This is a genomic window from Pseudomonas sp. BP6, assembly GCF_017875935.1.
In the GTDB taxonomy this organism is placed as follows: Bacteria; Pseudomonadota; Gammaproteobacteria; order Pseudomonadales; family Pseudomonadaceae; genus Aquipseudomonas; species Aquipseudomonas putida_Y.
The window spans coordinates 1,217,701-1,242,726 of sequence record NZ_JAGINI010000001.1 but is presented as its reverse complement, the minus strand read 5'-3'; the positions used below and the strand labels follow the sequence as shown (position 1 = coordinate 1,242,726).

The following is a 25,026-nucleotide window of genomic DNA, read 5'->3' as shown; positions in this document are numbered from 1 at the left end:
TGGAGCTTTCACAGGGTTTCTGCTGGACTGTTGCTGCCGTGACCCAGAAGCTGTCACAGGCCAGTCACGGCGCAGGGCTACCCTGAGCTTGAACCTGAAGAGGAGACAGTGCATGAGCTTGCAGCATGGCAATGATAACCAGAAGCCCCAGACCTCCCCGCAACCGCAAGTATGCGGTTCGATCATCGATGCCAAGGGGCGCGAAGTGCCGATCACCGAGCAGATGATCCAGCAGGCCTGCAATGCCCTGGAAGAAAGCCGTGTCGAGCGCGTACGCAAAGGTTGATCGGCGATTTTTTTGCAACCCGGCGCTTGCGCCGGGTTTTTATCTGCCCAGCCAGTGGGCTTGGCCACCCCCACGGGTAACCGTAGATACCTGCAAGGTCACGACAAGGTTTGCTTAGACCAACACCCCACCCAGGGCACTGACCAACTGCGCCAACTGCGGCGCCTCCCCGTGCAAGCGCACGGCCAGCCCCTCGATCTCGCGCCGTGGCGGGTATTGCTTGCGCAACTGGTCGAACGCCGCTCGCTGCTGCTGCGGATCATCGCTCAGGCTACGGCGGAAATCGGCATCATCGCGGCGCGGGTCATACACGGCGCGACACAGGGTGGCCAAGGCCCAGGACAGGTCGGTGCTGGCATCCAGATCGATCTGCGCCAGCGGCGGCCTGGGGAGCAGCTCGGCCAGTCGCACCTGCTCGTCCACAGCCAGGAAGCGGCACAGCGCCTGGTAGATCTGCGCCGTACCACGCTGGCGGCCATCGAGGCTATAGCCGGCAATGTGCGGCGTAGCCAGTGTGCACAGGTCGGCCAACTGCAGGTCCACCTGCGGCTCCCCTTCCCACACATCCAGCACTGCGTGCACGTCTTCGCGGTCCAGCAGCAGCTCGCGCAGGGCGACGTTGTCCACCACCGGGCCACGGCTGGCGTTTACCAGCCAGGCACCTGGGCGCAACTGTGCCAGCTGCGCCTGCCCCAGCAGGTGCCAGGTCGGGTACTCGCCGCCGCGTTGCAATGGGGTATGCAAGCTGATCACATCGCACTGCTGCAGGATGGTTTCGAGGCTGACGTAATCGCCGCCCTCGGCCGCCTGACGCAACGGGTCGCACACCAGCACCTTCCAGCCCAGGCCGTGCAGCACCCGCACCAGACGGCCACCCACTTCACCCGCGCCCACAACGCCATACACGCGCTCAGGCAATGCCACGCCATCCAGCTCGGCCAGGGTCAGCAGGCTGCCCAGCACGTAATCGACCACGCCGCGGGCATTGCAGCCAGGTGCGCTGCTCCAGCGGATGCCGGCTTCTGCAAAGTAATCCAGGTCCAGGTGATCAGTGCCGATGGTGCAAGTGCCTACAAAGCGTACACGGCTGCCTTCGAGCAGCTGACGGTCGACCTTGGTCACGGAGCGCACCAGCAGGATATCGGCGTCCTTGACGCTGGCAGCATCGAGGCTTCGGCCGGGGTAGCGGCGAATTTCACCGAAACCCTGGAAGAAGGCATCGAGCAGCGGGATGTTCTCGTCGGCAACTATCAGCATGGCGCTCTCCTGTCTGGGGAGCGCAGTGTAGGCGCAACGCCGGGCGTGTTCCAGAGCGATTCAGTCGGCTTTCTTGCGGATCCAGTACAGGAAAGTGCCGGCGTCCTCTTGCTGCAGCAGCAGCTCGTGGCCGAGGAAGTTGCAGAACTTGGGGATGTCGCGGCGGGTCGACGGGTCGGTGGCGATGACCTTGAGCAGGCCACCGGCGGCCAGGTTGCGTACGTGCTGGTGCAGCATCATCACGGGTTCTGGGCAGTTCAGGCCGGTGGCATCGAGGATGGCGTCGGGAGTGAAATCGGTCATGGGGGGCTCCGAAAATGATCGCTATTGTCGCGCATAGCGCGACGCGGTCCAAGCACGGCTTTCAAACCCAGCGCTCTTGATCTTGATCTTGATCTTGATCTTGATCTTGATCTTGATCTTGATCTTGATCTTGATCTTGATCTTGATCTTGATCTTGATCTTGATCTTCGCGACTTCAGGAGGCCGAACGCAGGCCTTGCGGAGGGAGGTGACGGGCATGGATGCCCGTCAAGCGCTGAGGCCCCAGGATGGGGCCTTCGGCGCGGTCCTGCCGGGAGCAAGGCCGGAGTGAGGGGACCCCGGAGCGCAGCGCAGGGGCCGGATGATGGGAGCGCAGCGTTTTTTGGTTACTTTTTGTCGCGTTTGACAAAAAGTGACTCGCCGTAAGGGCGAAAAGGTGAGTCAGCGTCGCCATCGCAAATGGACGGTTCGCCGAGTCAAAACAGACGAGTTCGCTCTTTGCTTCTTGCTTCTTGCTTCTTGCTTCTTGCTTCTTGCTTCTTGCTTCTTGGATGTGAGCATCCACATCAAGTAGGTATTCATTCGCGAAGGTGGCGCATAGTCACCTTTCCGCCCTTACGGCGGGTCCCTTTTTGTCGTGGCAAAAAGGAACCAAAAACCGTCGGCTCCCATCATCCGGCCCCTGCGCTGCGCTCCGGGGTCCCCTCGCTCCGGGCTTGCTCCCGGGAGGACCGCGCTGCAGGCCCCATCCTGGGGCCCAGCGCTTGACGGGCATCCATGCCCGTCACCTCCCTTCGCAAGCCCTGCACTCGGCCTCCTGAAGTCGCAATCTGCGTCGCCTGAACTATCGCGCGCTTAGAAGCAAAAGCAGAAACAGAAACAGAAACAGAAACAGAAACAGAACGACGCGCTGGCCTCAGCGTGGCTTCAAATCGAGCCGCCGCAGGTGGCAGGTTACTTCTTCACGGTCGTGGTACAGCTGCTTGCAGGCAATCGACACCCTGATCTTGCGTGCCTTGAATGTTGCCTCCATACGGTCGAGCAGGCGCCGTACTTCGGCATAACGCTGCTTCATCGGCAACTTCAGGTTGACCACTGCCTCGCGGCACAACCCCTCACCCAGCCAGGTTTCGATCAGCGAGGTGGTACGCGCCGGCTTCTCGACGATATCGCACACCATCCAGTCTACCGGCTGCTTCGGCTGCCAGGTAAACCCATCGGCCATCAAGTGCTGGACCAGGCCGGTGTCCATGAGGCTTTCGGCCATCGGCCCGTTATCGATGGCTGTCACCAGCATGCCGCGGCGCACCAGTTGGTAGGTCCAACCACCCGGTGAAGCGCCCAGGTCGACACCGGTCATGTCGTCACCCAGGCGCTGCTCCCACTGCTCACGCGGAATGAATTGGTGCCAGGCTTCTTCCAGCTTGAGTGTCGAACGGCTAGGTGCCTCGCGAGGGAACTTCAGGCGCGGGATGCCCATGGGCCACAACGCGCTGTTGCTGGCCGACGCAACGCCGACAAATACCCGCCGGCCACTGATGAAGGTCAGTAGCAAACGTGGGCGGCCAGGGTCGTCGACCAGGCGGCCGGCCTTCTCCAGGGCCTTGCGCAACGGCACTTCGAACTTTCGGCAAAAGGTAGACAATTCCTTGCCTTCGTTGCTGTCCAGCACCTCCAGCCAAAGGCTGCCGAACACCGGGAAGTCGGCCAACTGCGCCAGCAGCACACTGATGCGGTCACTTTCCGGCAGTTCGACATAACCGCCACGTGCCCACTGCCGCGGGAAAATCAGCTGGTTGAAGCGCAGCTCCCCCATCAAGCGCTCGGCACCGCCCTCCTCGCTACAGACAAACTCGGCGCTGGCACTTTGCGGCTTGCCTTTGGCATAGCCGGCAATGCCCAGGCGGGCGGCATGTTCGCTGATCTCGGCGCAAACCTCGCCCTCGAAACCGGGCCGGCAATGCATGAACAGGGTATTCATCTCTCACTCCACTACGGCTGGCGCACCACAGGCGCCGGCAGGGCGGCGATGATAAAGGAAGTTCGGAACCTGCGACACGCCCCGCCGGTCCAGAAAAGGGTCAGGTAGCGTAAACCGGTCTAACCTGACCATTCAGCCAGGTCCGTGCCGTGCGGACCGATATAGAGCGGTGCTGCCGGCAAACCGTGAATATTTGCCGGGCACCGGTGCAGAAGGAGTTGGCAATGCCCTCGCTCGATAGCCTGAACACCCTCAAGCCCCTCAAGGTCGGCGACCAGACCTACCATTACTTCAGCCTCACCGAGGCCGCCCGCCAGCTGGGTGACCTGCAGCGTCTGCCCATGTCGCTGAAAGTGCTGCTGGAAAATCTGCTGCGCTGGGAGGATGGTGCGACCGTCACCGGCGACGACTTGCGCGCCATTGCCCACTGGCTGGGCGAACGGCGCTCCGACCGCGAGATCCAGTACCGCCCGGCGCGGGTACTGATGCAGGACTTCACCGGCGTACCCGCCGTGGTCGACCTGGCGGCCATGCGCGCCGCCATGGCCAAGGCTGGCGGCGACCCGCAACGGATCAACCCGCTGTCACCGGTCGACCTGGTGATCGACCACTCGGTAATGGTCGACCGCTACGGCACGCCGCACGCCTTCGCCGAAAACGTCGACATCGAAATGCAGCGCAATGGTGAGCGCTATGCCTTTCTGCGTTGGGGCCAGAGCGCCTTCGACAATTTCCGCGTGGTACCCCCGGGCACTGGCATTTGCCACCAGGTCAACCTGGAATACCTGGGCCGCACGGTGTGGACCCGTGAGGCTGATGGCCGCACCTATGCCTTCCCCGATACCTTGGTAGGCACAGACTCGCACACCACCATGATCAACGGCCTGGGCGTACTCGGCTGGGGTGTCGGCGGCATCGAAGCGGAAGCGGCCATGCTCGGCCAGCCGGTATCGATGCTGATCCCCGAAGTGATCGGCTTCAAGCTGACCGGCAAGCTGCGGGAGGGCATCACTGCCACTGACCTGGTGCTGACCGTGACGCAAATGCTGCGCAAGAAAGGCGTGGTGGGCAAGTTCGTTGAATTCTATGGTGACGGCCTGGCCGAGCTGCCCCTGGCCGACCGCGCGACCATCGCCAACATGGCACCGGAATACGGCGCCACCTGTGGTTTCTTCCCGGTCGACCAGGTCACCCTGGACTATCTGCGCCTTTCGGGCCGCCCCGAAGCGACCGTGCAGCTGGTGGAGCAGTACTGCAAGGCGCAGGGCATGTGGCGCCTGCCCGGCCATGAGCCGTCATTCAGCGACACGCTGGCACTGGACATGGACGAGGTCGAAGCCAGCCTGGCCGGGCCCAAACGGCCGCAGGACCGCGTAGCACTGGGCCAGGTCAGCCAAGCCTTCGACCACTTCATCGAGCTGCAGCCCAAACCGCTGGCCAAAGAAGTTGGCCGCCTGGAAAGCGAGGGCGGCGGCGGTGTGGCGGTGGGCAACGCCGACCAGACCGGCGCAATCGACTACAGCCATCAGGGCCAGACCCACACCCTGCGCGATGGGGCCGTGGTGATTGCTGCGATCACCTCATGTACCAACACGTCCAACCCCAGCGTGATGATGGCTGCCGGGCTGGTGGCGAAAAAAGCACTGGAAAAGGGCCTGCAACGCAAACCTTGGGTCAAGAGTTCGCTGGCGCCGGGCTCCAAAGTCGTCACCGACTACTTCAAGGCAGCCGGGCTCACGCCCTACCTCGACCAACTCGGTTTTGATCTGGTCGGCTATGGCTGCACCACCTGCATCGGCAACTCCGGCCCGCTGGACGAGGCGATCGAAAAAGCCATTGGCAGCGCCGACCTCACCGTGGCCTCGGTGCTATCGGGCAACCGCAACTTCGAGGGCCGCGTGCACCCACTGGTCAAGACCAACTGGCTGGCCTCGCCCCCGCTGGTGGTGGCCTACGCCCTGGCCGGCAGCGTGCGCCTGGATCTGACGCGCGACCCGCTGGGGTCAGGCAAGGACGGCCAACCGGTCTACCTGCGGGATATCTGGCCGAGCCAGCAGGAAATTGCCGAGGCCGTGGCCAAGGTCGATACGGCGATGTTCCACAAGGAATACGCCGAAGTGTTTGCCGGTGATGCGCAATGGCAGGCCATCGAGGTGCCACAGGCCGCCACTTACGTGTGGCAGGCTGACTCCACCTACATCCAGCACCCACCGTTCTTCGACGGCATCGGCGGGCCGCCGCCACAAATTGCCAATATTCACGGCGCACGGGTGCTGGCACTGTTGGGCGACTCCGTGACCACTGACCACATTTCCCCCGCCGGCAACATCAAGACCGACAGCCCGGCCGGGCGCTACCTGCGAGAACAGGGTGTGGAGCCACGCGATTTCAACTCCTACGGTTCGCGTCGTGGCAACCATGAAGTGATGATGCGCGGCACCTTCGCCAACATCCGTATCCGCAACGAAATGCTGCCAGGTGAAGAAGGCGGCAACACCTTGCATGTGCCCACTGGCGAGAAGCTGTCGATCTACGACGCAGCCATGCGTTACCAGCAGGAAGGCACCCCGCTGCTGGTGATTGCCGGCCAGGAGTACGGCACCGGCTCGAGCCGCGACTGGGCAGCCAAGGGCACCAACCTGCTGGGGGTCAAGGCCGTGCTGGCAGAAAGCTTCGAGCGTATTCACCGCTCCAACCTGGTAGGCATGGGCGTGTTGCCGCTGCAATTCAAGGCCGGGCACAACCGCAAACAGCTGGGGCTGACCGGCAAGGAGCAGATCGACGTACTGGGGCTGGACGGCGCACATATCCGCCCCGGCATGAGCCTGCCCTTGCGCATTACCCGCGAGGATGGCCAGCAGGAACAGATCGAGGTGCTATGCCGGATTGATACCCTGAACGAGGTGGAGTACTTCAAGGCGGGGGGAATTCTGCATTATGTGTTGCGCCAGATGATCGCTGACTGAGACGGATAGCCTGGCACAAGATTTGTGCCGTTCTCTAAACCGAGCGCCGCGCGGGCGGCGCTTGGTTACATGGGCGCCGATGCCCCACACCGCAAGCGTCCTAGTCCCGCGCGACAGGGCTGGCCCTTGGCCACCCATTCGGTCATCATCTGACTCACCCGTCATTGATGGCAATCAATGAACCAAATATCCATTCAATAAAACCAGCGGCTTGCCGATACCTGTCGAAAGCCCTGCGGACTATCACCCATGCGTAACAACCAGCCGATTACCCAGAGAGAACGGACTTTCCCTGCCCAGCAGCGGTTGATCTCCACCACCAACGCCAAGGGTGTGGTCACCTACTGCAACGATGCCTTTATCGAAATCAGTGGTTTCACCCGCGAGGAGCTGACTGGCGCACCGCACAACCTGGTGCGCCACCCCGACGTACCGCCTGCCGTGTTTGCCCATATGTGGCAAACCCTCAAGCAGGGCCAGCCGTGGATGGGTATCGTCAAGAACCGCTGCAAGTCCGGTGACCATTACTGGGTCAACGCCTATGTTACCCCCATCTTCGATAACAACCAGGTCGTCGGCTTCGAGTCGGTGCGGGTCAAGCCCACCGCCGAGCAGATCCGCCGCGCCGAGGCCCTGTACCAGCGCATCAACCAGGGCAAGCCGCCGGTACCGCGCCGCGACAAGTGGCTGCCGGTGCTGCAGGACTGGCTACCGTTCATCCTGATCAGCCAGATGGGCTTCCTGATCGGCAACTGGCTGGGTCATTCCTGGGGCTTTGCCTTGGCCGCAGGGCTTTCGGTACCACTGGGCCTGCTTGGTCTGAGCTGGCAGCAACGCGGCCTCAAGCGCCTGCTGCGACTGGCCGAGCAAACCACTTCCGACCCACTGATCGCGCAGATGTACACCGACAGCCGTGGCGTGCAGGCGCGCCTGGAAATGGCGATGCTCAGCCAGGACGCACGCATGAAAACCTGCCTGACGCGCCTACAAGACAGTGCCGAACACCTGAGCGACCAGGCACGCCAGTCCGATGCCTTGGCGCACAAGAGCTCTTCGGGGCTGGAGCGCCAGCGGGTGGAGACCGAGCAAGTCGCCGCTGCGGTAAACCAGATGGCTGCCACCACTCAGGAAGTGGCCAACCATGTGCAGCGCACCGCCGATGCTACCCAGGAAGCCAACCGCCTGACCAGCCAGGGCCGGCAGATTGCCGGAGAAACCCGCGAGGCCATCGAACGTCTGTCGGCGGCTGTGGGCGAGACCGGCCAGACGGTTACGCAACTGGCCAAAGACAGCGACGAGATTGGAGGCGTGGTCGACGTGATCAAGGGCATCGCCGACCAGACCAACCTGCTGGCGCTGAACGCAGCCATTGAAGCGGCGCGCGCCGGTGAAATGGGCCGTGGTTTTGCCGTGGTGGCTGATGAAGTGCGTCAGTTGGCCCAGCGCACCGCCGAATCCACCGGGCAGATTCACGGTTTGATCGCCAAGCTGCAACAGACCGCCAGCAACGCAGTGCTGACCATGGAAACCGGCCACCGCCAGGCACAGGAAGGTGTTGATCGGGTTATGCAGGCCGACGAGGCGCTGGTAGGCATCAGCGAAGCGGTGGCCAATATCACCGACATGGCCACGCAGATTGCAGCTGCAACCGAGGAGCAGACCGCTGTGGCTGACGAGATCAGCCGCAACATCAGCACCATTGCCGAACTGGCCGACCAGACCGCCGAACAGGCGCAGCACTCGGCACTGCTGAGCGAGGAACTGACCAGCACGGCGGGCAGCCAGTATTCGCTGGTGGAGCGCTTCAACCGCTGAAGCTCGAGACTTCCGCTGGGGGTGACACCGGCTCTGCCGGTGTTCGCGGGTAAACCCGCTCCTACAACGGCTGTGCCGAACCACCGATGCGAATGTAGGAGCGGGTTTACCCGCGAACACGGTAGCGCCGGCAACGGTGAACGGCGGGTGGAGATTGGCCAGCAGGCCCGGCCCATTCGCGGGTGAACCCGCTCCTACAACGGCTGTGCCGAACCACCGTACGCATGTAGGAGCGGGTTTACCCGCGAATACGGTAGCGCCGGCAACGGTGAACGGCGGGTGGAGATTGGCCCGCAGGCCCGGCCCATTCGCGGGTGAACCCGCTCCTACAACGGCTGTGCCGAACCACCGTACGTATGTAGGAGCGGGTTTACCCGCGAATACGGTAGCGCCGGCAACGGTGAACGGCGGGTGGAGATTGGCCCGCAGGCCCGGCCCATTCGCGGGTGAACCCGCTCCTACAACGGCTGTGCCGAACCACCGTACGTATGTAGGAGCGGGTTTACCCGCGAATACGGTAGCGCCGGCAACGGTGAACGGCGGGTGGAGATTGGCCCGCAGGCCCGGCCCATTCGCGGGTGAACCCGCTCCTACAACGGCTGTGCCGAACCACCGTACGTATGTAGGAGCGGGTTTACCCGCGAATACGGTAGCGCCGGCAACGGTGAACGGCGGGTGGAGATTGGCCCGCAGGCCCGGCCCATTCGCGGGTGAACCCGCTCCTACAACGGCTGTGCCGAACCACCGTACGCATGTAGGAGCGGGTTTACCCGCGAATACGGTAGCGCCGGCAACGGTGAACGGCGGGTGGAGATTGGCCAGCAGGCCCGGCCCATTCGCGGGTGAACCCGCTCCTACAACGGCTGTGCCGAACCACCGTACGTATGTAGGAGCGGGTTTACCCGCGAATACGGTAGCGCCGGCAACGGTGAACGGCGGGTGGAGATTGGCCAGCAGGCCCGGCCCATTCGCGGGTGAACCCGCTCCTACAACGGCTGTGCCGAACCACCGTACGTATGTAGGAGCGGGTTTACCCGCGAATACGGTAGCGCCGGCAACGGTGAACGGCGGGTGGAGATTGGCCCGCAGGCCCGGCCCATTCGCGGGTGAACCCGCTCCTACAACGGCTGTGCCGAACCACCGTACGTATGTAGGAGCGGGTTTACCCGCGAATACGGTAGCGCCGGCAACGGTGAACGGCGGGTGGAGATTGGCCCGCAGGTCGGGCCCTTTCGCAGGCAAGCCCGCTTGCTGTGTTACCAGTCCAACCGCAAGCGGCTCTCGAAGTAGCGCTCTTCGCCACTCAGCGGGTCCTCGAAACGCAGGCTCTGCGCCAACAGTTTCAGCGGCCGCTGGTAGTCATCCTCTTCGTTGAGCAATTGCGGATAGAACGGGTCATTGCTGATCCCTGCCCCCAAGGCTGCCATGTGCACACGCAACTGATGGGTCTTGCCGGTCACTGGCGACAGCCCATAGCGCCATCGTTCACCGTTCTTCTCCAGCACCTCGGCCAGGGTTTCACTGTTGGCCTCACCCTCCACCTCATGCATGCGGAAAAATGGCTCGCCATGCACCAGGCGGCTTTTGTGCACCAGCGGAAAGGCATGCTGCGGCATGGCAGCGGCAATGGCCTGATAACGCTTGTCGATACGCCGCTCGGGGAACAGCCGCTGGTAGGCGCTGCGGCTGTGCGGGTTGGCGGAGAACAGCACAAGCCCCGCGGTGTGCCGGTCGATGCGGTGCAATGGCACCAGGTGCGGGTTGTCCAGGCGACGGATCAGGCGGCGCAACAAGGTCTGCTCGACGTATTCACCGGTCGGTGTCACCGGCAGGAAATGCGGTTTATCGGCCACCACCAGGTGCTCGTCCACATGCAGCACCACCTCCTGCACCGGGATCGGCCGTTCGTTCGGCACCTCGCGAAAGTAATGCAAACGCATGCCACGCTTGTAAGGCAGGTCAGCGGCAACTGCCTGCCCCGCGGCATCCAGCACTCGGCCACGGGCAAAACGGTCAAGCCACTGGGCGCGGTCGATGGCCTTGAAATGGTCACACAAACAATCGAGCACCGTCACCCAGTTACCAGGTGGCAGGCACACCGTACTGGCTTGCTGGCGGGCAGGGTCGAAAGGCGTGATCATGGCTGGGCTCGAGACGTTCATGGCCGCGCATTATCGCCCAAGCCCGCCCCCTCAACCAGCCCGGGCCATCGCCTCGCAGCGTTCCTTCAGCCAGCGCAGCACCTGCACCGGCTCCCAGCGCCCAGGGTCGTAGAGTGCATAGAGCAACCCCTGATAGCCCACCACATCCAGTCCTCGGTGGTAACCGGCCCGCTGGAACAAGGCCTCGATCTCGGCGAAGCAGGTGTTGAAGTGGACTTTGCCGAACGGCGTGCAGTCGCCGGTCACCAGGCCTTCGAGGCGCAGTTCCAGAACGGCGTCAGCCACCCGCTCCACGGGCATGCGGTTGACGCTGTACTTGAGTTGCTCGACATTGAGCATGGCTTTACCTCGATACTGTATTTATATACAGCATACGAACATCCCCTTGCTGCCGTCAATGCGCTTCATTGCAGACCCGCCAGGTAGCCGCTGCCTTTGCGCAGGGTCAGCACCTGCCTGCGCGGCGTGCCGCGCGTCACCGACAGATGCACCCATTTGTCGAATTCCAGGATCAACTGATCGAAGGGCACCGCACTTTCGCTGATGCGCCGGGCGGTCTCGCGCGGGCTGACCTCGATCACCGTGAAGTCCGCCGCCAGCCCTTGCACGTGCTGGCTGCCGGAGGCGCCACCGATCAACTGATTGACCCTTTCACTGCGATACCCGCTGCTGATGATGATGGGCGCGTCGAACAATGCACGTACCTGTTCCAGCGCACAGCACAGCAACTGCAGGTTGGCCCTGGCTTCGAGGGGCGGTGCATTATCGAACCCGTCCCGGGCAGCGAGCTGGGAGACGGTCATTTCATCGAAGGTGAAATGTGGAGTGATCAACATGGCGAGCTATTCCGATGATGGAGAAGGTTACCGGCGACGGTGCGCCTCCACCCGATCATCAGCTCGCTTCACAGATCATGGAGCAGGGTTGCAACTCCTCTGCAGCCATCATTGCCCAAGAAAGGCCACCACTTGTTCGGTATCGAACGGCCAGTGCAGCTCGGCGCCGTTGTCACAGCGCCTCAGCACCGGAATGATCAGGCCATAACGCTCGAACAAAAGCTCGTTCTCGGCGATGTCGACCAGCTCTACCAGCAGGCCATGATCGACGAGAGGCATCAACACGGCCTCGGCCACTTCGCACAGGTGGCAGCCGAGGGTACCGAACAGTTGACATTCAGGCAGCATGGGGCAGGTCCCGGGTTGGCGTACACAGAAGCCTATTCTAGGCCCGCTACGCCCACCCTGCACCTGACCTGGCTCAATCCTGGCTGGTAGCACCGATTCGGTGCAGCGACAGGTCCGCGCCCTGGAACTCCTGCTCATGGCTCAAGCGAAGGCCATGCAGCGCACGAATTGCTCCGTACACGGCAAAGCCACCAGCCAAGGCCACCAGCACACCCATCAGGCTGCCCAGCAGCTGGCTGACCAGGCTGACACCGCCCATGCCGCCCAACGCCACCTGGCCGAACACACCACAGGCGATGCCCCCCCACACGCCACACAGGCCATGCAACGGCCACACACCCAGGACATCGTCGATTTTCCAGCGATTTTGCGCTGCGGTGAAGGTCCAGACAAACAGAGCCCCCGCCACCAGGCCGGTGACCAGCGCTCCAACCGGGTGCATCAGATCGGAACCTGCGCAGATCGCTACCAGCCCGGCCAGCGGGCCGTTATGCAGGAAGCCCGGGTCGTTGCGCCCGGCCAGCAACGCTGACAGGGTCCCACCCACCATGGCCATCAGCGAGTTGATCGCCACCAGGCCGCTGACGCCCTGCAAGGTCTGAGCACTCATGACGTTGAACCCGAACCAGCCGATGATGAGGATCCACGAGCCCAGCGCCAGAAAGGGAATGCTCGACGGCGCGAACGCCACCAAGCGGCCATCGCGGTAACGCCCACGGCGCGCTCCCAGCAGCAGCACCGCCGCCAGCGCCAGCCAGCCCCCCATGGCGTGTACCACCACGGACCCGGCAAAGTCATGGAACGGTGCGCCGAAGCGAGCCTGCAGCCAAGCCTGCACGCCCAGGTTGCCGTTCCACACCACACCCTCGAAGAACGGATAGACGAACGCCACGATCAACGCCGTGGCGCACAACTGCGGCACGAATCGCGCCCGCTCGGCGATGCCCCCGGAAATGATCGCCGGAATCGCCGCCGCAAAGGTCAGCAGGAAGAAGCACTTGACCAGCGCATAGCCATGGTCGACAGCCAGCGTCGTCGCCGGCTGGAAGAAGTTGACCCCATAGGCGATCCAGTAGCCTATAAAGAAGTAAACCAGCGCCGAGATGGCAAAGTCGCTGAGGATCTTCGACAAGGCGTTGACCTGGTTCTTGTGGCGCACCGTGCCCACTTCAAGAAACGCAAAGCCGGCATGCATGGCCAGCACCAGAATGGCGCCCATGAGAATGAACAGGGTATTGGAACCGTGGACCAGAGAGTCCATAGCGCTGTGCATGTTTTCCATGAAATAGGCAGACCTGCTGAAAAAGGCACCAGGACAGTTCAAGAACCTGCATCCCTGCACCGAAACGGTGCCAGCCCCTACCCTGTTCAGGTGAGCGGGGTGAAGCCTGCGTGGTTTTTTCTTGGGTTTGTCGTGGATTGGGTTAAGGTTTATCGGTATCCGCTGCGTGGGCGCCCTGAATCGGCGCAAAACCGGTCACAGGCGCTCCGCAACGTGGCAAAGACTTAGCAAGGCCCATACCAGCACCCGCACTTGAACCTTCAATGCGTGCTGTCACTCGAACTACCAACACTCATCGACAGGGAGAGACCCATGGCCAGCAAATCGGCAAAGAATGCACAAGAGATATTGATGGCTGACTTCCAGGCCTTGGTGCGCGACACCGAGAAGCTGCTGGCCGACACCGCCAACCTGGCCGGCGACCAGGCCGACGAATTGCGCGAGCAGATTCACGAGCGCCTGGCCCAGGCCCGCGAAACCCTGCAGCTGACCCAGGACTCGGTACGAGAACGCGGTCAGGCGGCGCTGGGCAGCGCCGAGCAGTACGTGCAGGAAAACCCGTGGCAGGCGATCGGCATCGCGGCCGGTGTCGGCCTGTTGATCGGTCTGCTGGCCAACCGGCGCTAAGGGGAACCCATGGAGAATGACGCCAACGGCGCCGGCGCTTCGGGCAAGCGCCTGGGCGCAGCCATGCTGGGGCTGCTGCACAGTCACATCGAGCTGTTCGGTATCGAGTTACAGGAGCAGAAGGGCCGCACCTTGAGCCTGCTGCTGTTCGCTGGCCTGGCGCTGGTGTTCGCCCTACTGCTGCTGACCGCACTGTCCGGGCTGCTGCTGGTGCTGCTGTGGGACAGCTATCGACTGGCCGGTATCATTGGCCTGTGCGTGTTCTATGGCATTGCCGCACTGTACTGTGCCATGCGCCTGAAGGCGGCGGTGTTCGACGAATCATCGCCCTTCGGCGCCACCCTCGAAGAACTTGCCAAGGACAGGGAGCGCCTGTTGCCATGAGCCTGCCAGAACTGCCAAACACGCGTAACCCGCGCGAACTGCGCAAGGCGCTGCTGCGCCTGCGCATGGAGATGCACCGCCAGGAAATCCGCCATGAGTCCGGGCAGTTGCTTGAACCACTGCGCCGCGTGCGCGGTATGGGCAGCTCGTTACATGAAGGCCTGGGTATCAAGCATGCGCCACTGTGGGGCATCGGCGCCGTGGTGGCGCTGGGCTTTCTCACCGGCAAGGGCGTACGCAGCGGCAACCTGACGCGCCTGGTACGGTTGGGCAGCACCCTGCTGCCGCTGGTACGCCTGTACCTGCAAGGCAGCCGCCGCCCCTGACCAGTGCGCGTCCCGGCAGCACAATGCCCTTGCTGCGGGTTATGCTGCTGCCTTCAAACTACAGGAGAACGCGCCTTGGACTGGCACACCTTGCTTACCCGCGAACGGCTGGGCAAAGCCCTGTACAGCGCCGATGAACTCGGGCGCAGCCCCTTCCACAAAGACCATGACCGCATCATTTTCTCCGGCGCCTTCCGCCGCCTCGGCCGCAAGACCCAGGTGCACCCGGTGTCGAGCAACGACCATATCCATACGCGCCTGACTCATTCGCTGGAAGTCAGCTGCGTCGGCCGCTCGCTGGGCATGCGCGTCGGCGAAACCCTGCGCGACAACCTGCCGGACTGGTGCGCCCCCAGTGATCTGGGGATGATCGTGCAGTCAGCCTGCCTGGCCCACGACATCGGCAACCCGCCATTCGGCCACTCCGGCGAGGACGCCATTCGCCATTGGTTCCAGCAGGCCGCCGGGCGTGGCTGGCTGGACGACATGAGCGATGACGAGCGGGCCGACTTTCTCAACTTCGAAGGTAATGCCCAAGGCTTTCGCGTGCTCACCCAACTGGAATACCACCAGTTCGATGGGGGGACGCGGCTGACCTATGCCACCCTCGGCACCTACCTCAAGTACCCTTGGAGCGCCCGCCATGCCGACGCCCTGGGCTACAAGAAACACAAGTTCGGCAGCTATCAGAGCGAACTGCCCCTGCTCGAACAGATCGCCCGCAAGCTCGGCCTGCCGCAGCTGGAACACCAGCGCTGGGCGCGCCACCCACTGGTGTATCTGATGGAGGCTGCCGATGACATCTGCTACGCGCTGATCGACCTGGAAGACGGCCTGGAAATGGAGCTGCTGCAATACGCCGAAGTCGAAGCGCTGTTGCTCGATCTGGTCGGCGATGACCTGCCAGAAACCTACCGCCAGCTCGGCCCACGCGACTCCCGCCGACGCAAACTGGCCATCCTGCGCGGCAAGGCCATCGAACACCTGACCAACGCCGCCGCCCACGCCTTCGTCGAACAACAGCAGGCGTTGCTGGCCGGGCAACTGGCGGGCGACCTGGTGGAACACATGCATGGCCCAGCCAAACGCTGCGTACTGCAAGCCAAGGACATGGCACGCAACAAGATCTTCCAGGACAAGCGCAAGACCCTGCACGAAATCGGCGCCTACACCACCCTGGAGATTCTGCTGAACACGTTCTGCGGTGCAGCCCTGGAACAGCACGGTGGACGTACGCCATCGTTCAAGAGTCGCAGGGTGCTGGACCTGATCGGCAACAATGCACCAGACCCGCACGCCTCGTTGCACAGCGCCTTCCTGCGCATGATCGACTTCATCGCCGGCATGACCGACAGCTATGCCAGCGAAATGGCCCGGGAGATGACCGGGCGCTCCAGCCCGACCTGAAACGCGTAGGTGCAGCGCGGGCCAGGCCAGACGCTGCACCACGCTTGCAGGAGACTTCCTACACCAACGGGGGCCAAACTAAACAGCACGAATAAAAACTAATGAAAAGTTACCAAAATCGCTTTGACATCTAGTTAAACGCGCCTATTACGTAGTCTATTTTGTTTTATCCTGTAAGCCGTTTCCCATATGAGCCTAACAGCCATTCCTCGCACGCCCGAGGACTTCCAACTGCGATAAGGTGCCTTCTGTCACCCTCAATCGATCGCAGGGAAGTTGAACATGCACTCCATATTTATCGTTGACGACCACCCGGTCATTCGCCTGGCCGTCCGTATGTTGCTGGAAAACCAGAATTACAAGATTGTCGGCGAGTCGGACAACGGCGTAGACGCCATGCAGATGATCCGCGAGAGCAACCCCGACCTGGTCATCCTGGACATCAGCATCCCCAAGCTAGACGGCCTGGAGGTGCTGGCCCGCTTTCAGAGCATGGCCCTGCCCTTGAAGGTTCTGGTATTGACTGCACAGTCCCCGGCATTGTTTGCGGTACGTTGCATGCACTCGGGCGCAGCAGGTTATGTCTGCAAGCAGGAAGACCTGAGTGAACTGCTCAGCGCAATAAAGGCCGTACTGGCCGGTTATAACTACTTCCCCAGCCAGGCAATAAAAAACAACCAGGCGACCGACAGTGACCTGCAACTTTTCCGCCAGGTAAATGACCGCGAACTGATGGTACTTCAACTCTTCGCCCAAGGCCGCAGCAACAAGGAAATTGCCAAGGGCATGTTCCTCAGCAGCAAGACTGTCAGTACCTACAAAAAGCGCCTCATGCACAAGCTGCAAGTCAATACGCTGGTCGACCTGATCGAGATGGCCAAGCGCAACGCGCTGGTCTAACGTGGTCATGGCCCGATCTATCAATCGTCTGCTGCTCGCCCTGCTGCTGTTCAGCGGCGCAGCACAGGCCAGCCACCGCGAAGCCGCTTCCTTTACGTTGATCGCGCGCTCATCGGCCCGACCGGTCCAGCCCGTGCTCACGTCCGAACAACGACAATGGCTCGAAGACCGTCAGGAACTGGTGCTGGGCACCTCGGCACCCGACTATCCGCCGTTCGACATCACCGGTGGCGGCAACGACTACCAGGGCCTGACCGCCGAATATGCAAGCCTGATCGGCAAGGCCTTGCAGTTACCAGTGAGGGTGCTGCGTTTCTCCAGCCGGCAGGCAGCGGTGGAGGCGCTACGACACGGCGATATCGACCTGCTGGGCAGCGCCAATGGCTACGAAGCGGCCAGTGACGGCCTGGTACTGTCGCAGCCCTATGCCGTCGACCAACCCGTACTGGTAACGCGTGAAGACGAGAACCGGGCGCTGGACATGGACCTTGCCGGCATGCGCCTGAGCATGCTCTACCACTATTTGCCCAGACAGGAAGTCCTCAGCGTCTACCCAAAGGCCGACCTACTGGCCTTCGGTTCTTCCAGCCAGGCACTGAATGCCGTCGCGTTCGGCCAGGCCGACGTGTTCATCGGCGATACCATCTCCACGCACTATCAGCTCAACCGCGGCCATCTGCCCGGGCTGCGCATGGCCAACTTCGGCAAGCACGAGGCCATCGGCTTCGGTTTTGCCTTGCGCCAGCAAGATACCGTGCTGCTGGACCTGGTGAACTCCATCCTGGACAGGCAGAGCCCGGCCATACGCTCCAGTATCTTCAAACGCTGGAGTGCTGGCAGCGACCTGCTGCTGAGCGATCGCCAACTGCAGTTGAGCGAGGCCGAGCAACAGTGGTTGCAGAAGCATCCCGTGATGCGGGTGGCGGCAGATGACGCGGCTGCGCCTCTGTCCTATTTCGATGATTCGGGGCATTTCCGAGGCATCACCGCCGACCTGCTGGAGCTCATTCGCCTGCGCACCGGGTTGCGTTTCGAAGTGCAGCGCGCCAATGGCATTGCCGACATGGTCGCCCGCCTCAAGGATGGCCGGGCTGATGTCATCGCCGCACTGGCCAGTGCCGGGAAAGCAGGGGACGATCTGCAAATCAGCCGCCCCTACCTCGAAAGCGCCTATGTGCTGGTGAACCGCAAGGGCAACAACACACTGAGTTCACTGGAGCAGTTGCAGGGGCATCGCATCGCCATTACCCGCTACAGTACCCTGAACGCCATGCTGTCCCGGGACTATCCAAAGATAAGCTGGGTCGAGACCGAAAGCGCGTTCTACGCCATGGCGTTGCTCAACAGCGGGGCCGTCGATGCGGTGATCACCACCCTGATCGACGCCAACCACGCCTTGGCCAGCAACCCCGAGTTGGTCATCCGCACCTCGGTCGACAGCGAACCCGCCAACTTCGCCATGGCCACCACAGCCCCGTCACCGGCGCTGTTGTCTATCCTCGACAAGGCTTTGCTGAGCATCTCACCGGAGGAGCTGGGGATAATCAACAACCGCTGGCGCGGCTTTGGCAGGCATGAGGATGACAACACCAAAGGCTACAGCCGGCTTGCCCTGCAGGTGGTGCTGGCCACGGCCGTACTTCTGCTGCTGGCCTTGCTCTGGAATGCCCGCCTGCGCCTGCAGATTCGCCAACGCCAGCGCGCCGAACGCGCGCTGAACGACCAACTGGCATTCATGCGCGCCCTGCTCAACGGTACGCCCCACCCCATGTATGTGCGTGACCGCGAGGGTTGCCTGAAAAGTTGCAACTACAGCTACCTTGAAGCGGTGCAGGCCCGCTCCGATCAAGTGATCGGCAGAAAACTGAACGACAGCCTGTTTGCCGATTCCGAGCAGGCCCTGCAGATCCAGGCTGATTACCAGAAAGTCATGGCTGCTGGCTCGCCGCTGATCAAGGACCGTCCATTACGGATCAAGGGCCGGGACCTGACCATCTACCACTGGATCTTGCCGTACCGCGACTCCCTGGGTGAGGTGCAGGGGATCATCGGTGGCTGGATCGACATCAGCGAACGCCGCCAACTGGTCATGGAGCTGCGCCAGGCCAAGCAGCAGGCCGACGATGCCAACCGCGCCAAGAGCACGTTCCTGGCAACCATCAGCCACGAAATCCGTACCCCGATGAACGCCGTGATCGGCATGCTGGAACTGGCGGTAAAGCGCGCCGACCAGGGCCGGGTGGACCGCAGCGCGCTGGAACTGGCGCACCATTCGGCCAAAGATCTGCTAGGCCTGATCGGTGACATTCTCGACATCGTACGCATCGAGTCCGGGCACTTGTCCCTGGCCCCGGAGGTGGTCGACCTGGCGGCGCTGGTCGAATCGGTGGGGCGCATGTTCGATGGCCAGGCGCGGCAGAAAGGCCTGGTCCTGGAGGTGCAGATAGCCCCGGCCGCACGCTGCCATGTCCTGCTTGACCCGCTGCGCTTCAAGCAGGTGCTGTCCAACCTGGTGAGCAATGCCATCAAGTTCACCGAGCATGGTCAGGTGCGCATCTGCGTCGGCTTGCTGGATGATGGTACCAGCACACCGGCAGTACTGGAGCTGGAGGTGCGCGACAGTGGCATTGGCATCCACCCCGATGACCTGCAGCGCCTGTTCAACCCGTTCATCCAGGCCAACCCGCACAGCCAGGGCGCCCGTGCAGGTACCGGGCTGGGCCTGGCCATCTGCCGCAACCTGTGCGAAATGATGGGCGGCAGCCTGACCATGAAAAGCCTGGAGGATGTCGGTACCCAGGTACGCCTGAAGATGCCGCTGCAACGGGTTGATGGCGCAGCGCAGCCGACACCGCTGCCCGAGCAGCTCGACGTGCCCGACCCACGGCTGAACGTGCTGGTCATTGATGACCACCCGGCCAACCTGCAACTGATGGCGCAACAACTTGGCTACCTGGGCCTGGAGCACGCCAGCGCCCGCGATGGGCGAGAAGGCCTGGCCGCCTGGCGCACAGGCGAGTTCGATGTACTGGTACTCGACTGCAACATGCCGCACATGAATGGTTACCAGCTGGCGACTGCCGTGCGCGCCGAAGAACGCCATGGCAAGCGGCCACGCTGCACCATCCTCGGCTATACCGCCAACGCACAGCCCGAAGTACGCCGCAAGTGCCTGACCGCCGGCATGGACGACTGCCTGCTCAAGCCCATCAGCCTGAGCACCCTCAGCCAGCGCCTGGCTGGCATTCGCCCGCGCCGCCAGCGCCGCCCCCGCCGCAGGCTGTACCAGCTGGACGGCCTGGCCGCCGTGGTCGGGCCTGACCCGGTCGACCGTCAGCGCTTCCTGGAAGCCTTGCATCAGAGCCTTCAGGCCGACCTGGCCAGCCTGATGGCGCTGCACCCGCAGCATGACAGCGGCGCCATTGCCGAGCAGGCCCACAAGGTGCTCAGCGCCGCGCGGATGCTGGAAGCCCCTGACCTGATGGCGGCCTGTGAAGCCCTCGAGGCCAGCGGCTTGTCCACTGCCCAGGTGCGCCTGCGGCGCCAGGCACTGGCACGGCATATGTGCCGAGTGGAACGTGCGCTGGCCAAGGAATTGGCCACAAGCACAGACACTCAGGCAGGCAGCCAGCCATGTTAACTGGTAGACTGCGCGGCGTTATTACCTAAGAGGATTGTTTCATGGCCACAAACCGCTCCCGTCGTCTGCGCAAGAAGCTGTGTGTCGACGAGTTTCAGGAATTGGGCTTCGAGCTGAACCTGGAATTCAAGGAAGATCTGGACGACCAGGCAATCGATGCTTTCCTCGACGCGTTCCTGGAAGAAGCCATGGACGCCAACGGCCTGGATTATGTAGGCGGTGACGATTTCGGCCTGGTGTGCTCGGTCAAGCGCGGCTCGGTCAGCGAAGAACAGCGCGCTGCCGTTGAGGCCTGGCTGAAGGGCCGTGGCGAACTGACCAAGGTCGAAGTCAGCCCGCTGCTGGACGCCTGGTACCCGGAAAAGCCGATCAACAAGGCTGAGTGATACTTGTCAGCTTCGGGCTGAGAAGGTTGACTGCTGAAAAGGCCACCCCATTCGGGTGGCCTTTTTATTGACGATGCTTTTCCGTCGAACGTGACGCATCGCGGCTGCGCTTGGGGCATAATGCGTACTGTTTACGTCGTGGGGCCATCATCTCTTACAGCCCCAAAGCCCTTTTCCCTCGCCGCAGGGTATTCGCTCACTATGATCAAAATGCTTCGTCCCCTCGTTCTTGCCGGCCTGCTGTTGCCGCTTGCCTTGCCCAGCCACGCCGCCGTCAATACCACCCTGCCTGCCAAAGTGCAGCAGGCGCTCAAGGCCAACAAACTGCAGGACACAGCGCTGTCGCTGGTGATGCTGCCGCTGGACGGCCCCGGCACCCCGACCGTATTCAATGCCGATGTGTCGGTGAACCCGGCGTCGACCATGAAACTGGTTACTACCTACGCCGCCCTCGAGCTGCTTGGCCCGACCTTCCAGTGGAAAACCGAGTTCTACACTGACGGCACCCTGAACAACGGCGTGCTTAACGGCAACCTCTACCTTAAAGGTGGCGGTGACCCCAAACTGAACATGGAAAAGCTGTGGCTGCTGATGCGTGACCTGCGCGCCAATGGCGTGCGCACCGTCACCGGTGACCTGGTACTGGACCGCAGCCACTTCGTGCAACCCAACCTGCCGCAGTTCAACGACGACGGCGGTGATGAGAACAAGCCGTTCCTGGTCAAGCCCGACTCGCTGCTGGTCAACCTCAAGGCCCTGCGTTTCGTGGCCCGCAATGACGGTGGCAAAGTCACCGTCGCAGTCGAGCCGCCTATTGCCCGCATCCGCATCGACAACCAGGTCAAGGCGGTAGCCTCGAAGAAATGCACCGGTGATGTGCGCTACAACCCGGTGCCTCAGGCCGACGGCATCAGTGTAACGGTCAGCGGCCAACTGGGTGACGGCTGCAACTCGCAAACCTACCTGTCGCTGCTCGACCACCCAACCTACGCCGCCGGTGCCGTGCGCGCGATCTGGAGCGAACTGGGTGGCAACATCCAGGGTGGCGACCGCATCGAGAATGTGCCCAAGAGCGCTCGCCTGCTGGCCCGCGCCTTCTCGCCCGACCTGGTGGAAGTGATCCGCGACATCAACAAGTACAGCAACAACACCATGGCCCGGCAGCTGTTCCTGAGCCTTGGCGCGCAGTTCCGCACCGATGCCGATGGCGACGACGCCCGTGCTGCCCAACGCGTGGTACGCCAATGGCTGGCGAAAAAGGGCATTACCGCGCCGCATCTGGTGATGGAAAACGGCTCTGGCCTGTCGCGTGCCGAACGGGTCAGTACCCGGGAAATGGCCGAGATGCTCAAAGCCGCCTGGAAGAGCCCTTACGCGGCCGAGTTCATGAGCTCGATGCCGCTGGTGGGCATGGACGGCACGATGCGCAAGCGTCTCAAGCGCACTGCGATGACCGGTGAAGGCCATATCAAGACCGGCACACTGAACACTGTGCGTGCGATTGCCGGCTTCAGCCGTGACCGCAACGGGCATACCTGGGCGGTGGCGGCGATCCTCAACGACCCGAAACCGTGGGGAGCCTCGCAGGTGCTGGACCAGGTGTTGCTTGACCTGTATCGCCAGCCGAAGCTGGCTGGCAGCACAGCGTCCAACTGACTCCACCGGCATTACCCGGGCCGGCTTCCGCGGTCGACGCGGGAGCGGCCTTGCGTCGCGCAAGGGCCGCAAAGCGGCCCCTACGCCGACCGCGCGCACTGTTTTATACCGGCTCTCCCTCCACCCGGTCCCGGCCGGCCTGTTTGGCCGCGTACACGCCGGCATCGGCGCGCAACAGCAAGGCATCGGCGCCCTCGCCCGACCGCCACTGCGCCACACCAAAGCTCGCGGTCACCTGGCCCACACCTTCCACCGGCACATTGCGCACCCCTTGCCACAACTCCAACGCCAGCAGCCGCGCCTGGTCGACATCACTGCCCGGGCAAAGCACCATGAACTCTTCCCCGCCCAAGCGGCAGAACACATCGGTACGGCGTAGACGCTGACCGATGCGCTGGCACAGGCTCCGCAACACCCGGTCGCCGACGGCATGACCAAAACGGTCGTTGATGCGCTTGAAGTGATCGATGTCGAGCATGATCACCGACAGTGCCAAGCCATCGCGCTGGGCCCGTTCCAGTTCGATCTTGAGCCGCTCCTGGAAGTAGCGACGGTTATGGATTCCGGTCAGCGAGTCGGTGACCGACAGCGCCCGCAACTCTTCCTCCACGCCCTTCAGGTCGGAGATGTCTGTCAGGTAGCCATGCCACAGGGTGCAGCCCTGCTCGCCCACTTCCGGCGTTGCCTCGCCACGCACCCAGCGCAGCCCCGCCCGTGGCAGGCAGACACGATACTCCTCGCGCCAGGGTGACAGGTGTTCGGCCGAATAGCGCACCGAGCGGCGCACACGCTCCAGGTCATCAGGGTGGATACGTTCGAACACCGCCGCGGCATCCTCACGCAACTGCATCAGGTCGACCTCGTAAATGTCATACAGGCCCATGCTGGCGTATGGAAAGCACGAATGGCCATTGGCGTCCAGGCGGTATTGGTAGATGCCGCCCGGCACCTCGGCGCTGAGCTTTTCCAGCAACCGGTCACGTGCAGCCAACGCCTCATGCACCCGGCACCGCTCGGTAACGTCAATGCAGATGGCCAGGTAGCCAACCCACAACCCCTGTTCGTCGAGCATGGCAGTCACCAGCATGTTGGCGACCAGCTGGCTGCCATCGGCACGTAGCAAGGTCCACTCGCCGGGCTCGGCCCCATGCGCCTGCACCGTTTCAGCGAACATCGCCTGGCCGCCAGCAATGGCGCGGCCAAAGCGCAAGCTCAAGGCCTGGGCACGCAGGTTGAGCTCCTCCGGCAGTACCAGGTCTTCAAGGCGCAACCGGCCGATCGCTTCGCTGGCCGCGTAACCGAGCATGCGTTCGGCACCGGCGTTGAACGTGCTGACCACCCCTTTGAGGTTGGTGGCGATGATCGCCACCTGGGTCGCGGCATCCAGCACACTGCGCAGTTGGTTGTGGGTGCCACGCAACGACTGCTCGCTGACCTGCAACTCTGCAGTACGCTGCGCCACCAGGGCCAGGGCGCGCTGACGCTGGCTGAACAGGCTGTAGAGCAGCACGCTGAGCAACAAGCTCAACAATCCGCCCAACAAACCGACCGCCAGCACTGCCGAGGAGCGGTTCCACTGCACGAACGCCTGGCTCGGTTGAATGCTCAGCTGGAAATGGTGATCGGCCAGGCGCAACAACTGATTGCTGGCCAGGGCCAAGGGCGCGACCGGATTTTGCGAATCGAACATCACGACCGGGCCTTGTAACCCAGACGGGTCCGTGATGCGCACGACAAGGTTGTCATCAGCCGCGACCGGCCGACCGTCGCCGACCAGCTCGCGCATGCTCAGCAAGGCCACCACATAACCGGCTGCCGCACCGCGAGGATCGGCATCGGAGAATACCGGCGCCACCATCAGCAGGCCGCGCTCTGCCGAGCGGGAATCGAACAGGGCCAATGGCTCGGACACCGCCATGCTGCCCGGCCCCAGCGCCCGCGCCAGGGCCGCCTGGGGCCCGCTTTGACCAGCGAGGTCCAGGCCATAAGGCAACCCAGGCCGTTCGCCCGATTGGGTATAGAGCACCGGAAAGTAATGGTCGCGCTGCGACGCCGGGCGCCATTGGCCTTGCGCGTCCTGGTCACGGATCACATAGCCTGGGCCGGTATGGGCACTGGCCAGACGCTCGAATTCGGCGCGTTGCGCAGCCTCGACGCGGGGCGCCCAGGCATAGGCCAGAGTGCGTTGCAGCAATGGCCGAGCGTAACCTTCGAATTCGCGCGGGGTGATTTCGTTGGAAAAGCTGAAAAACCGCCGAAGCCCATCCAGGCGCTGCTGCTGTTCGTCAAAGCGCTCGGCAATACGGCTGAAGCGCTCGCTGGCCAGCAACTCGAAGCGCTGGCGCAGCTGCTGCTTGTAGAAGGTGTGCGCGGCAAATGCCAAGACAGCGGTCAACAAGCCGCCGGCCACCAGTGCGATCAGCGCCATCACCCAGGCGGACGCCCTCTCTGTGCACAAGCCAAGCAACCGCGCACGCACGCCACACTTTGACATACACCCATC

21 protein-coding genes are annotated in these 25,026 nt (G+C 62.9%); 11 read left to right on the top strand and 10 right to left on the bottom strand.

Annotated features, from left to right (window positions below; all coding sequences use genetic code 11):
• The first annotated feature begins 112 nt into the window (after positions 1 to 112).
• The gene (locus J3A98_RS05545) at positions 113 to 286 is read left to right on the top strand and encodes a PA1571 family protein (protein WP_209964610.1); all 174 of its coding nucleotides are present in this window, start codon (positions 113 to 115) and stop codon (positions 284 to 286) included.
• A gap of 114 nt (positions 287 to 400) precedes the next feature.
• On the opposite strand, the gene pdxB is transcribed toward J3A98_RS05545, so the two are convergent.
• The 4 genes from pdxB to rlmM form a co-directional block, all read right to left on the bottom strand.
• Entirely contained in the window at positions 401 to 1,543 is a 1,143-nt protein-coding gene (gene pdxB / locus J3A98_RS05540; protein ID WP_209964607.1) for a 4-phosphoerythronate dehydrogenase PdxB, read from the bottom strand.
• Between the two features lie 60 nt (positions 1,544 to 1,603).
• On the bottom strand, positions 1,604 to 1,846 hold the full coding sequence (gene tusA, locus J3A98_RS05535; RefSeq protein ID WP_209964605.1) for a sulfurtransferase TusA: 243 nt from the start codon (positions 1,844 to 1,846) through the stop codon (positions 1,604 to 1,606).
• A gap of 21 nt (positions 1,847 to 1,867) precedes the next feature.
• Positions 1,868 to 2,065: a hypothetical protein gene (locus tag J3A98_RS05530; protein ID WP_209964602.1), complete on the bottom strand. Its 198-nt coding sequence runs from the start codon at positions 2,063 to 2,065 to the stop codon at positions 1,868 to 1,870.
• 658 nt (positions 2,066 to 2,723) lie between these two features.
• Positions 2,724 to 3,788, bottom strand: a complete 1,065-nt coding sequence (rlmM, locus tag J3A98_RS05525) for a 23S rRNA (cytidine(2498)-2'-O)-methyltransferase RlmM (RefSeq protein WP_209964600.1) — start codon at positions 3,786 to 3,788, stop codon at positions 2,724 to 2,726.
• 224 nt (positions 3,789 to 4,012) lie between these two features.
• Here rlmM and acnA point away from each other — a divergent pair, with 224 nt between their 5' ends.
• Complete coding sequence (gene acnA, locus J3A98_RS05520; protein ID WP_209964598.1) at positions 4,013 to 6,754, top strand: aconitate hydratase AcnA; 2,742 nt, start codon at positions 4,013 to 4,015, stop codon at positions 6,752 to 6,754.
• A 249-nt stretch (positions 6,755 to 7,003) separates the two neighbouring features.
• Entirely contained in the window at positions 7,004 to 8,569 is a 1,566-nt protein-coding gene (locus J3A98_RS05515; protein ID WP_176684417.1) for a PAS domain-containing methyl-accepting chemotaxis protein, read from the top strand.
• A 1,256-nt stretch (positions 8,570 to 9,825) separates the two neighbouring features.
• Here the strand turns inward: J3A98_RS05515 and J3A98_RS05510 are convergent.
• The 5 genes from J3A98_RS05510 to J3A98_RS05490 all read right to left on the bottom strand — a co-directional run bounded on the left by J3A98_RS05510 (position 9,826) and on the right by J3A98_RS05490 (position 13,197).
• Positions 9,826 to 10,710, bottom strand: a complete 885-nt coding sequence (locus J3A98_RS05510; protein ID WP_176684418.1) for a pseudouridine synthase — start codon at positions 10,708 to 10,710, stop codon at positions 9,826 to 9,828.
• A 51-nt stretch (positions 10,711 to 10,761) separates the two neighbouring features.
• Positions 10,762 to 11,070 (bottom strand): transcriptional regulator, encoded by a 309-nt coding sequence (locus J3A98_RS05505; protein WP_103443928.1) that lies wholly within the window; start codon positions 11,068 to 11,070, stop codon positions 10,762 to 10,764.
• Between the two features lie 65 nt (positions 11,071 to 11,135).
• A complete protein-coding gene (locus J3A98_RS05500; RefSeq protein WP_176684419.1) occupies positions 11,136 to 11,567 on the bottom strand; it encodes a D-Ala-D-Ala carboxypeptidase family metallohydrolase in 432 nt (143 codons plus the stop codon).
• A gap of 108 nt (positions 11,568 to 11,675) precedes the next feature.
• Entirely contained in the window at positions 11,676 to 11,915 is a 240-nt protein-coding gene (locus J3A98_RS05495) for a glutaredoxin family protein (protein ID WP_176684420.1), read from the bottom strand.
• A gap of 73 nt (positions 11,916 to 11,988) precedes the next feature.
• Positions 11,989 to 13,197 (bottom strand): ammonium transporter, encoded by a 1,209-nt coding sequence (locus J3A98_RS05490; RefSeq protein WP_176684421.1) that lies wholly within the window; start codon positions 13,195 to 13,197, stop codon positions 11,989 to 11,991.
• Positions 13,198 to 13,509: 312 nt separating this feature from the next.
• Between J3A98_RS05490 and J3A98_RS05485 the strand changes: the two genes are divergently transcribed.
• The 8 genes from J3A98_RS05485 (at position 13,510) to dacB (ending at position 22,523) form a co-directional block, all read left to right on the top strand.
• The gene (locus J3A98_RS05485) at positions 13,510 to 13,824 is read left to right on the top strand and encodes a YqjD family protein (RefSeq protein ID WP_021785453.1); all 315 of its coding nucleotides are present in this window, start codon (positions 13,510 to 13,512) and stop codon (positions 13,822 to 13,824) included.
• Positions 13,825 to 13,833: 9 nt separating this feature from the next.
• Positions 13,834 to 14,208, top strand: coding sequence for a phage holin family protein (locus tag J3A98_RS05480; protein ID WP_021785454.1), 375 nt, complete (start codon positions 13,834 to 13,836; stop codon positions 14,206 to 14,208).
• Positions 14,205 to 14,534, top strand: coding sequence for a hypothetical protein (locus tag J3A98_RS05475; protein ID WP_014591805.1), 330 nt, complete (start codon positions 14,205 to 14,207; stop codon positions 14,532 to 14,534). Before J3A98_RS05480 ends, J3A98_RS05475 begins: the two co-directional genes overlap by 4 nt.
• A gap of 75 nt (positions 14,535 to 14,609) precedes the next feature.
• Positions 14,610 to 15,941 (top strand): deoxyguanosinetriphosphate triphosphohydrolase, encoded by a 1,332-nt coding sequence (locus tag J3A98_RS05470; RefSeq protein ID WP_176684422.1) that lies wholly within the window; start codon positions 14,610 to 14,612, stop codon positions 15,939 to 15,941.
• Positions 15,942 to 16,223: 282 nt separating this feature from the next.
• Positions 16,224 to 16,841 carry a response regulator transcription factor gene (locus tag J3A98_RS05465; RefSeq protein ID WP_176684423.1) on the top strand — a complete coding sequence of 206 codons (618 nt, stop codon included), beginning with the start codon at positions 16,224 to 16,226 and terminating at the stop codon, positions 16,839 to 16,841.
• Between the two features lie 7 nt (positions 16,842 to 16,848).
• Positions 16,849 to 20,481, top strand: a complete 3,633-nt coding sequence (locus J3A98_RS05460; protein ID WP_209964595.1) for a transporter substrate-binding domain-containing protein — start codon at positions 16,849 to 16,851, stop codon at positions 20,479 to 20,481.
• 41 nt (positions 20,482 to 20,522) lie between these two features.
• Positions 20,523 to 20,867 carry a YggL family protein gene (locus tag J3A98_RS05455; protein ID WP_176684425.1) on the top strand — a complete coding sequence of 115 codons (345 nt, stop codon included), beginning with the start codon at positions 20,523 to 20,525 and terminating at the stop codon, positions 20,865 to 20,867.
• A gap of 201 nt (positions 20,868 to 21,068) precedes the next feature.
• Positions 21,069 to 22,523: a D-alanyl-D-alanine carboxypeptidase/D-alanyl-D-alanine-endopeptidase gene (dacB, locus tag J3A98_RS05450; RefSeq protein WP_176684426.1), complete on the top strand. Its 1,455-nt coding sequence runs from the start codon at positions 21,069 to 21,071 to the stop codon at positions 22,521 to 22,523.
• 103 nt (positions 22,524 to 22,626) lie between these two features.
• On the opposite strand, the gene J3A98_RS05445 is transcribed toward dacB, so the two are convergent.
• Positions 22,627 to 25,017, bottom strand: coding sequence for a diguanylate cyclase (locus J3A98_RS05445; RefSeq protein ID WP_209964592.1), 2,391 nt, complete (start codon positions 25,015 to 25,017; stop codon positions 22,627 to 22,629).
• Between the last annotated feature and the right edge of the window lie 9 nt (positions 25,018 to 25,026).

Coding starts and splice junctions, on each gene's coding strand:
- J3A98_RS05530 (WP_209964602.1), bottom strand. CDS start 2,065: ATGCCCGTCACCTCCCTCCGCAAGGCCTGCGTTCGGCCTCCTGAAGTC.
- J3A98_RS05460 (WP_209964595.1), top strand. CDS start 16,849: ATGGCCCGATCTATCAATCGTCTGCTGCTCGCCCTGCTGCTGTTCAGC.
- J3A98_RS05510 (WP_176684418.1), bottom strand. CDS start 10,710: ATGATCACGCCTTTCGACCCTGCCCGCCAGCAAGCCAGTACGGTGTGC.
- pdxB (WP_209964607.1), bottom strand. CDS start 1,543: ATGCTGATAGTTGCCGACGAGAACATCCCGCTGCTCGATGCCTTCTTC.
- J3A98_RS05485 (WP_021785453.1), top strand. CDS start 13,510: ATGGCCAGCAAATCGGCAAAGAATGCACAAGAGATATTGATGGCTGAC.
- J3A98_RS05475 (WP_014591805.1), top strand. CDS start 14,205: ATGAGCCTGCCAGAACTGCCAAACACGCGTAACCCGCGCGAACTGCGC.
- acnA (WP_209964598.1), top strand. CDS start 4,013: ATGCCCTCGCTCGATAGCCTGAACACCCTCAAGCCCCTCAAGGTCGGC.
- J3A98_RS05505 (WP_103443928.1), bottom strand. CDS start 11,070: ATGCTCAATGTCGAGCAACTCAAGTACAGCGTCAACCGCATGCCCGTG.
- rlmM (WP_209964600.1), bottom strand. CDS start 3,788: ATGAATACCCTGTTCATGCATTGCCGGCCCGGTTTCGAGGGCGAGGTT.
- J3A98_RS05480 (WP_021785454.1), top strand. CDS start 13,834: ATGGAGAATGACGCCAACGGCGCCGGCGCTTCGGGCAAGCGCCTGGGC.
- dacB (WP_176684426.1), top strand. CDS start 21,069: ATGATCAAAATGCTTCGTCCCCTCGTTCTTGCCGGCCTGCTGTTGCCG.
- J3A98_RS05455 (WP_176684425.1), top strand. CDS start 20,523: ATGGCCACAAACCGCTCCCGTCGTCTGCGCAAGAAGCTGTGTGTCGAC.
- tusA (WP_209964605.1), bottom strand. CDS start 1,846: ATGACCGATTTCACTCCCGACGCCATCCTCGATGCCACCGGCCTGAAC.
- J3A98_RS05445 (WP_209964592.1), bottom strand. CDS start 25,017: ATGTCAAAGTGTGGCGTGCGTGCGCGGTTGCTTGGCTTGTGCACAGAG.
- J3A98_RS05500 (WP_176684419.1), bottom strand. CDS start 11,567: ATGTTGATCACTCCACATTTCACCTTCGATGAAATGACCGTCTCCCAG.
- J3A98_RS05545 (WP_209964610.1), top strand. CDS start 113: ATGAGCTTGCAGCATGGCAATGATAACCAGAAGCCCCAGACCTCCCCG.
- J3A98_RS05515 (WP_176684417.1), top strand. CDS start 7,004: ATGCGTAACAACCAGCCGATTACCCAGAGAGAACGGACTTTCCCTGCC.
- J3A98_RS05465 (WP_176684423.1), top strand. CDS start 16,224: ATGCACTCCATATTTATCGTTGACGACCACCCGGTCATTCGCCTGGCC.
- J3A98_RS05495 (WP_176684420.1), bottom strand. CDS start 11,915: ATGCTGCCTGAATGTCAACTGTTCGGTACCCTCGGCTGCCACCTGTGC.
- J3A98_RS05490 (WP_176684421.1), bottom strand. CDS start 13,197: ATGGAAAACATGCACAGCGCTATGGACTCTCTGGTCCACGGTTCCAAT.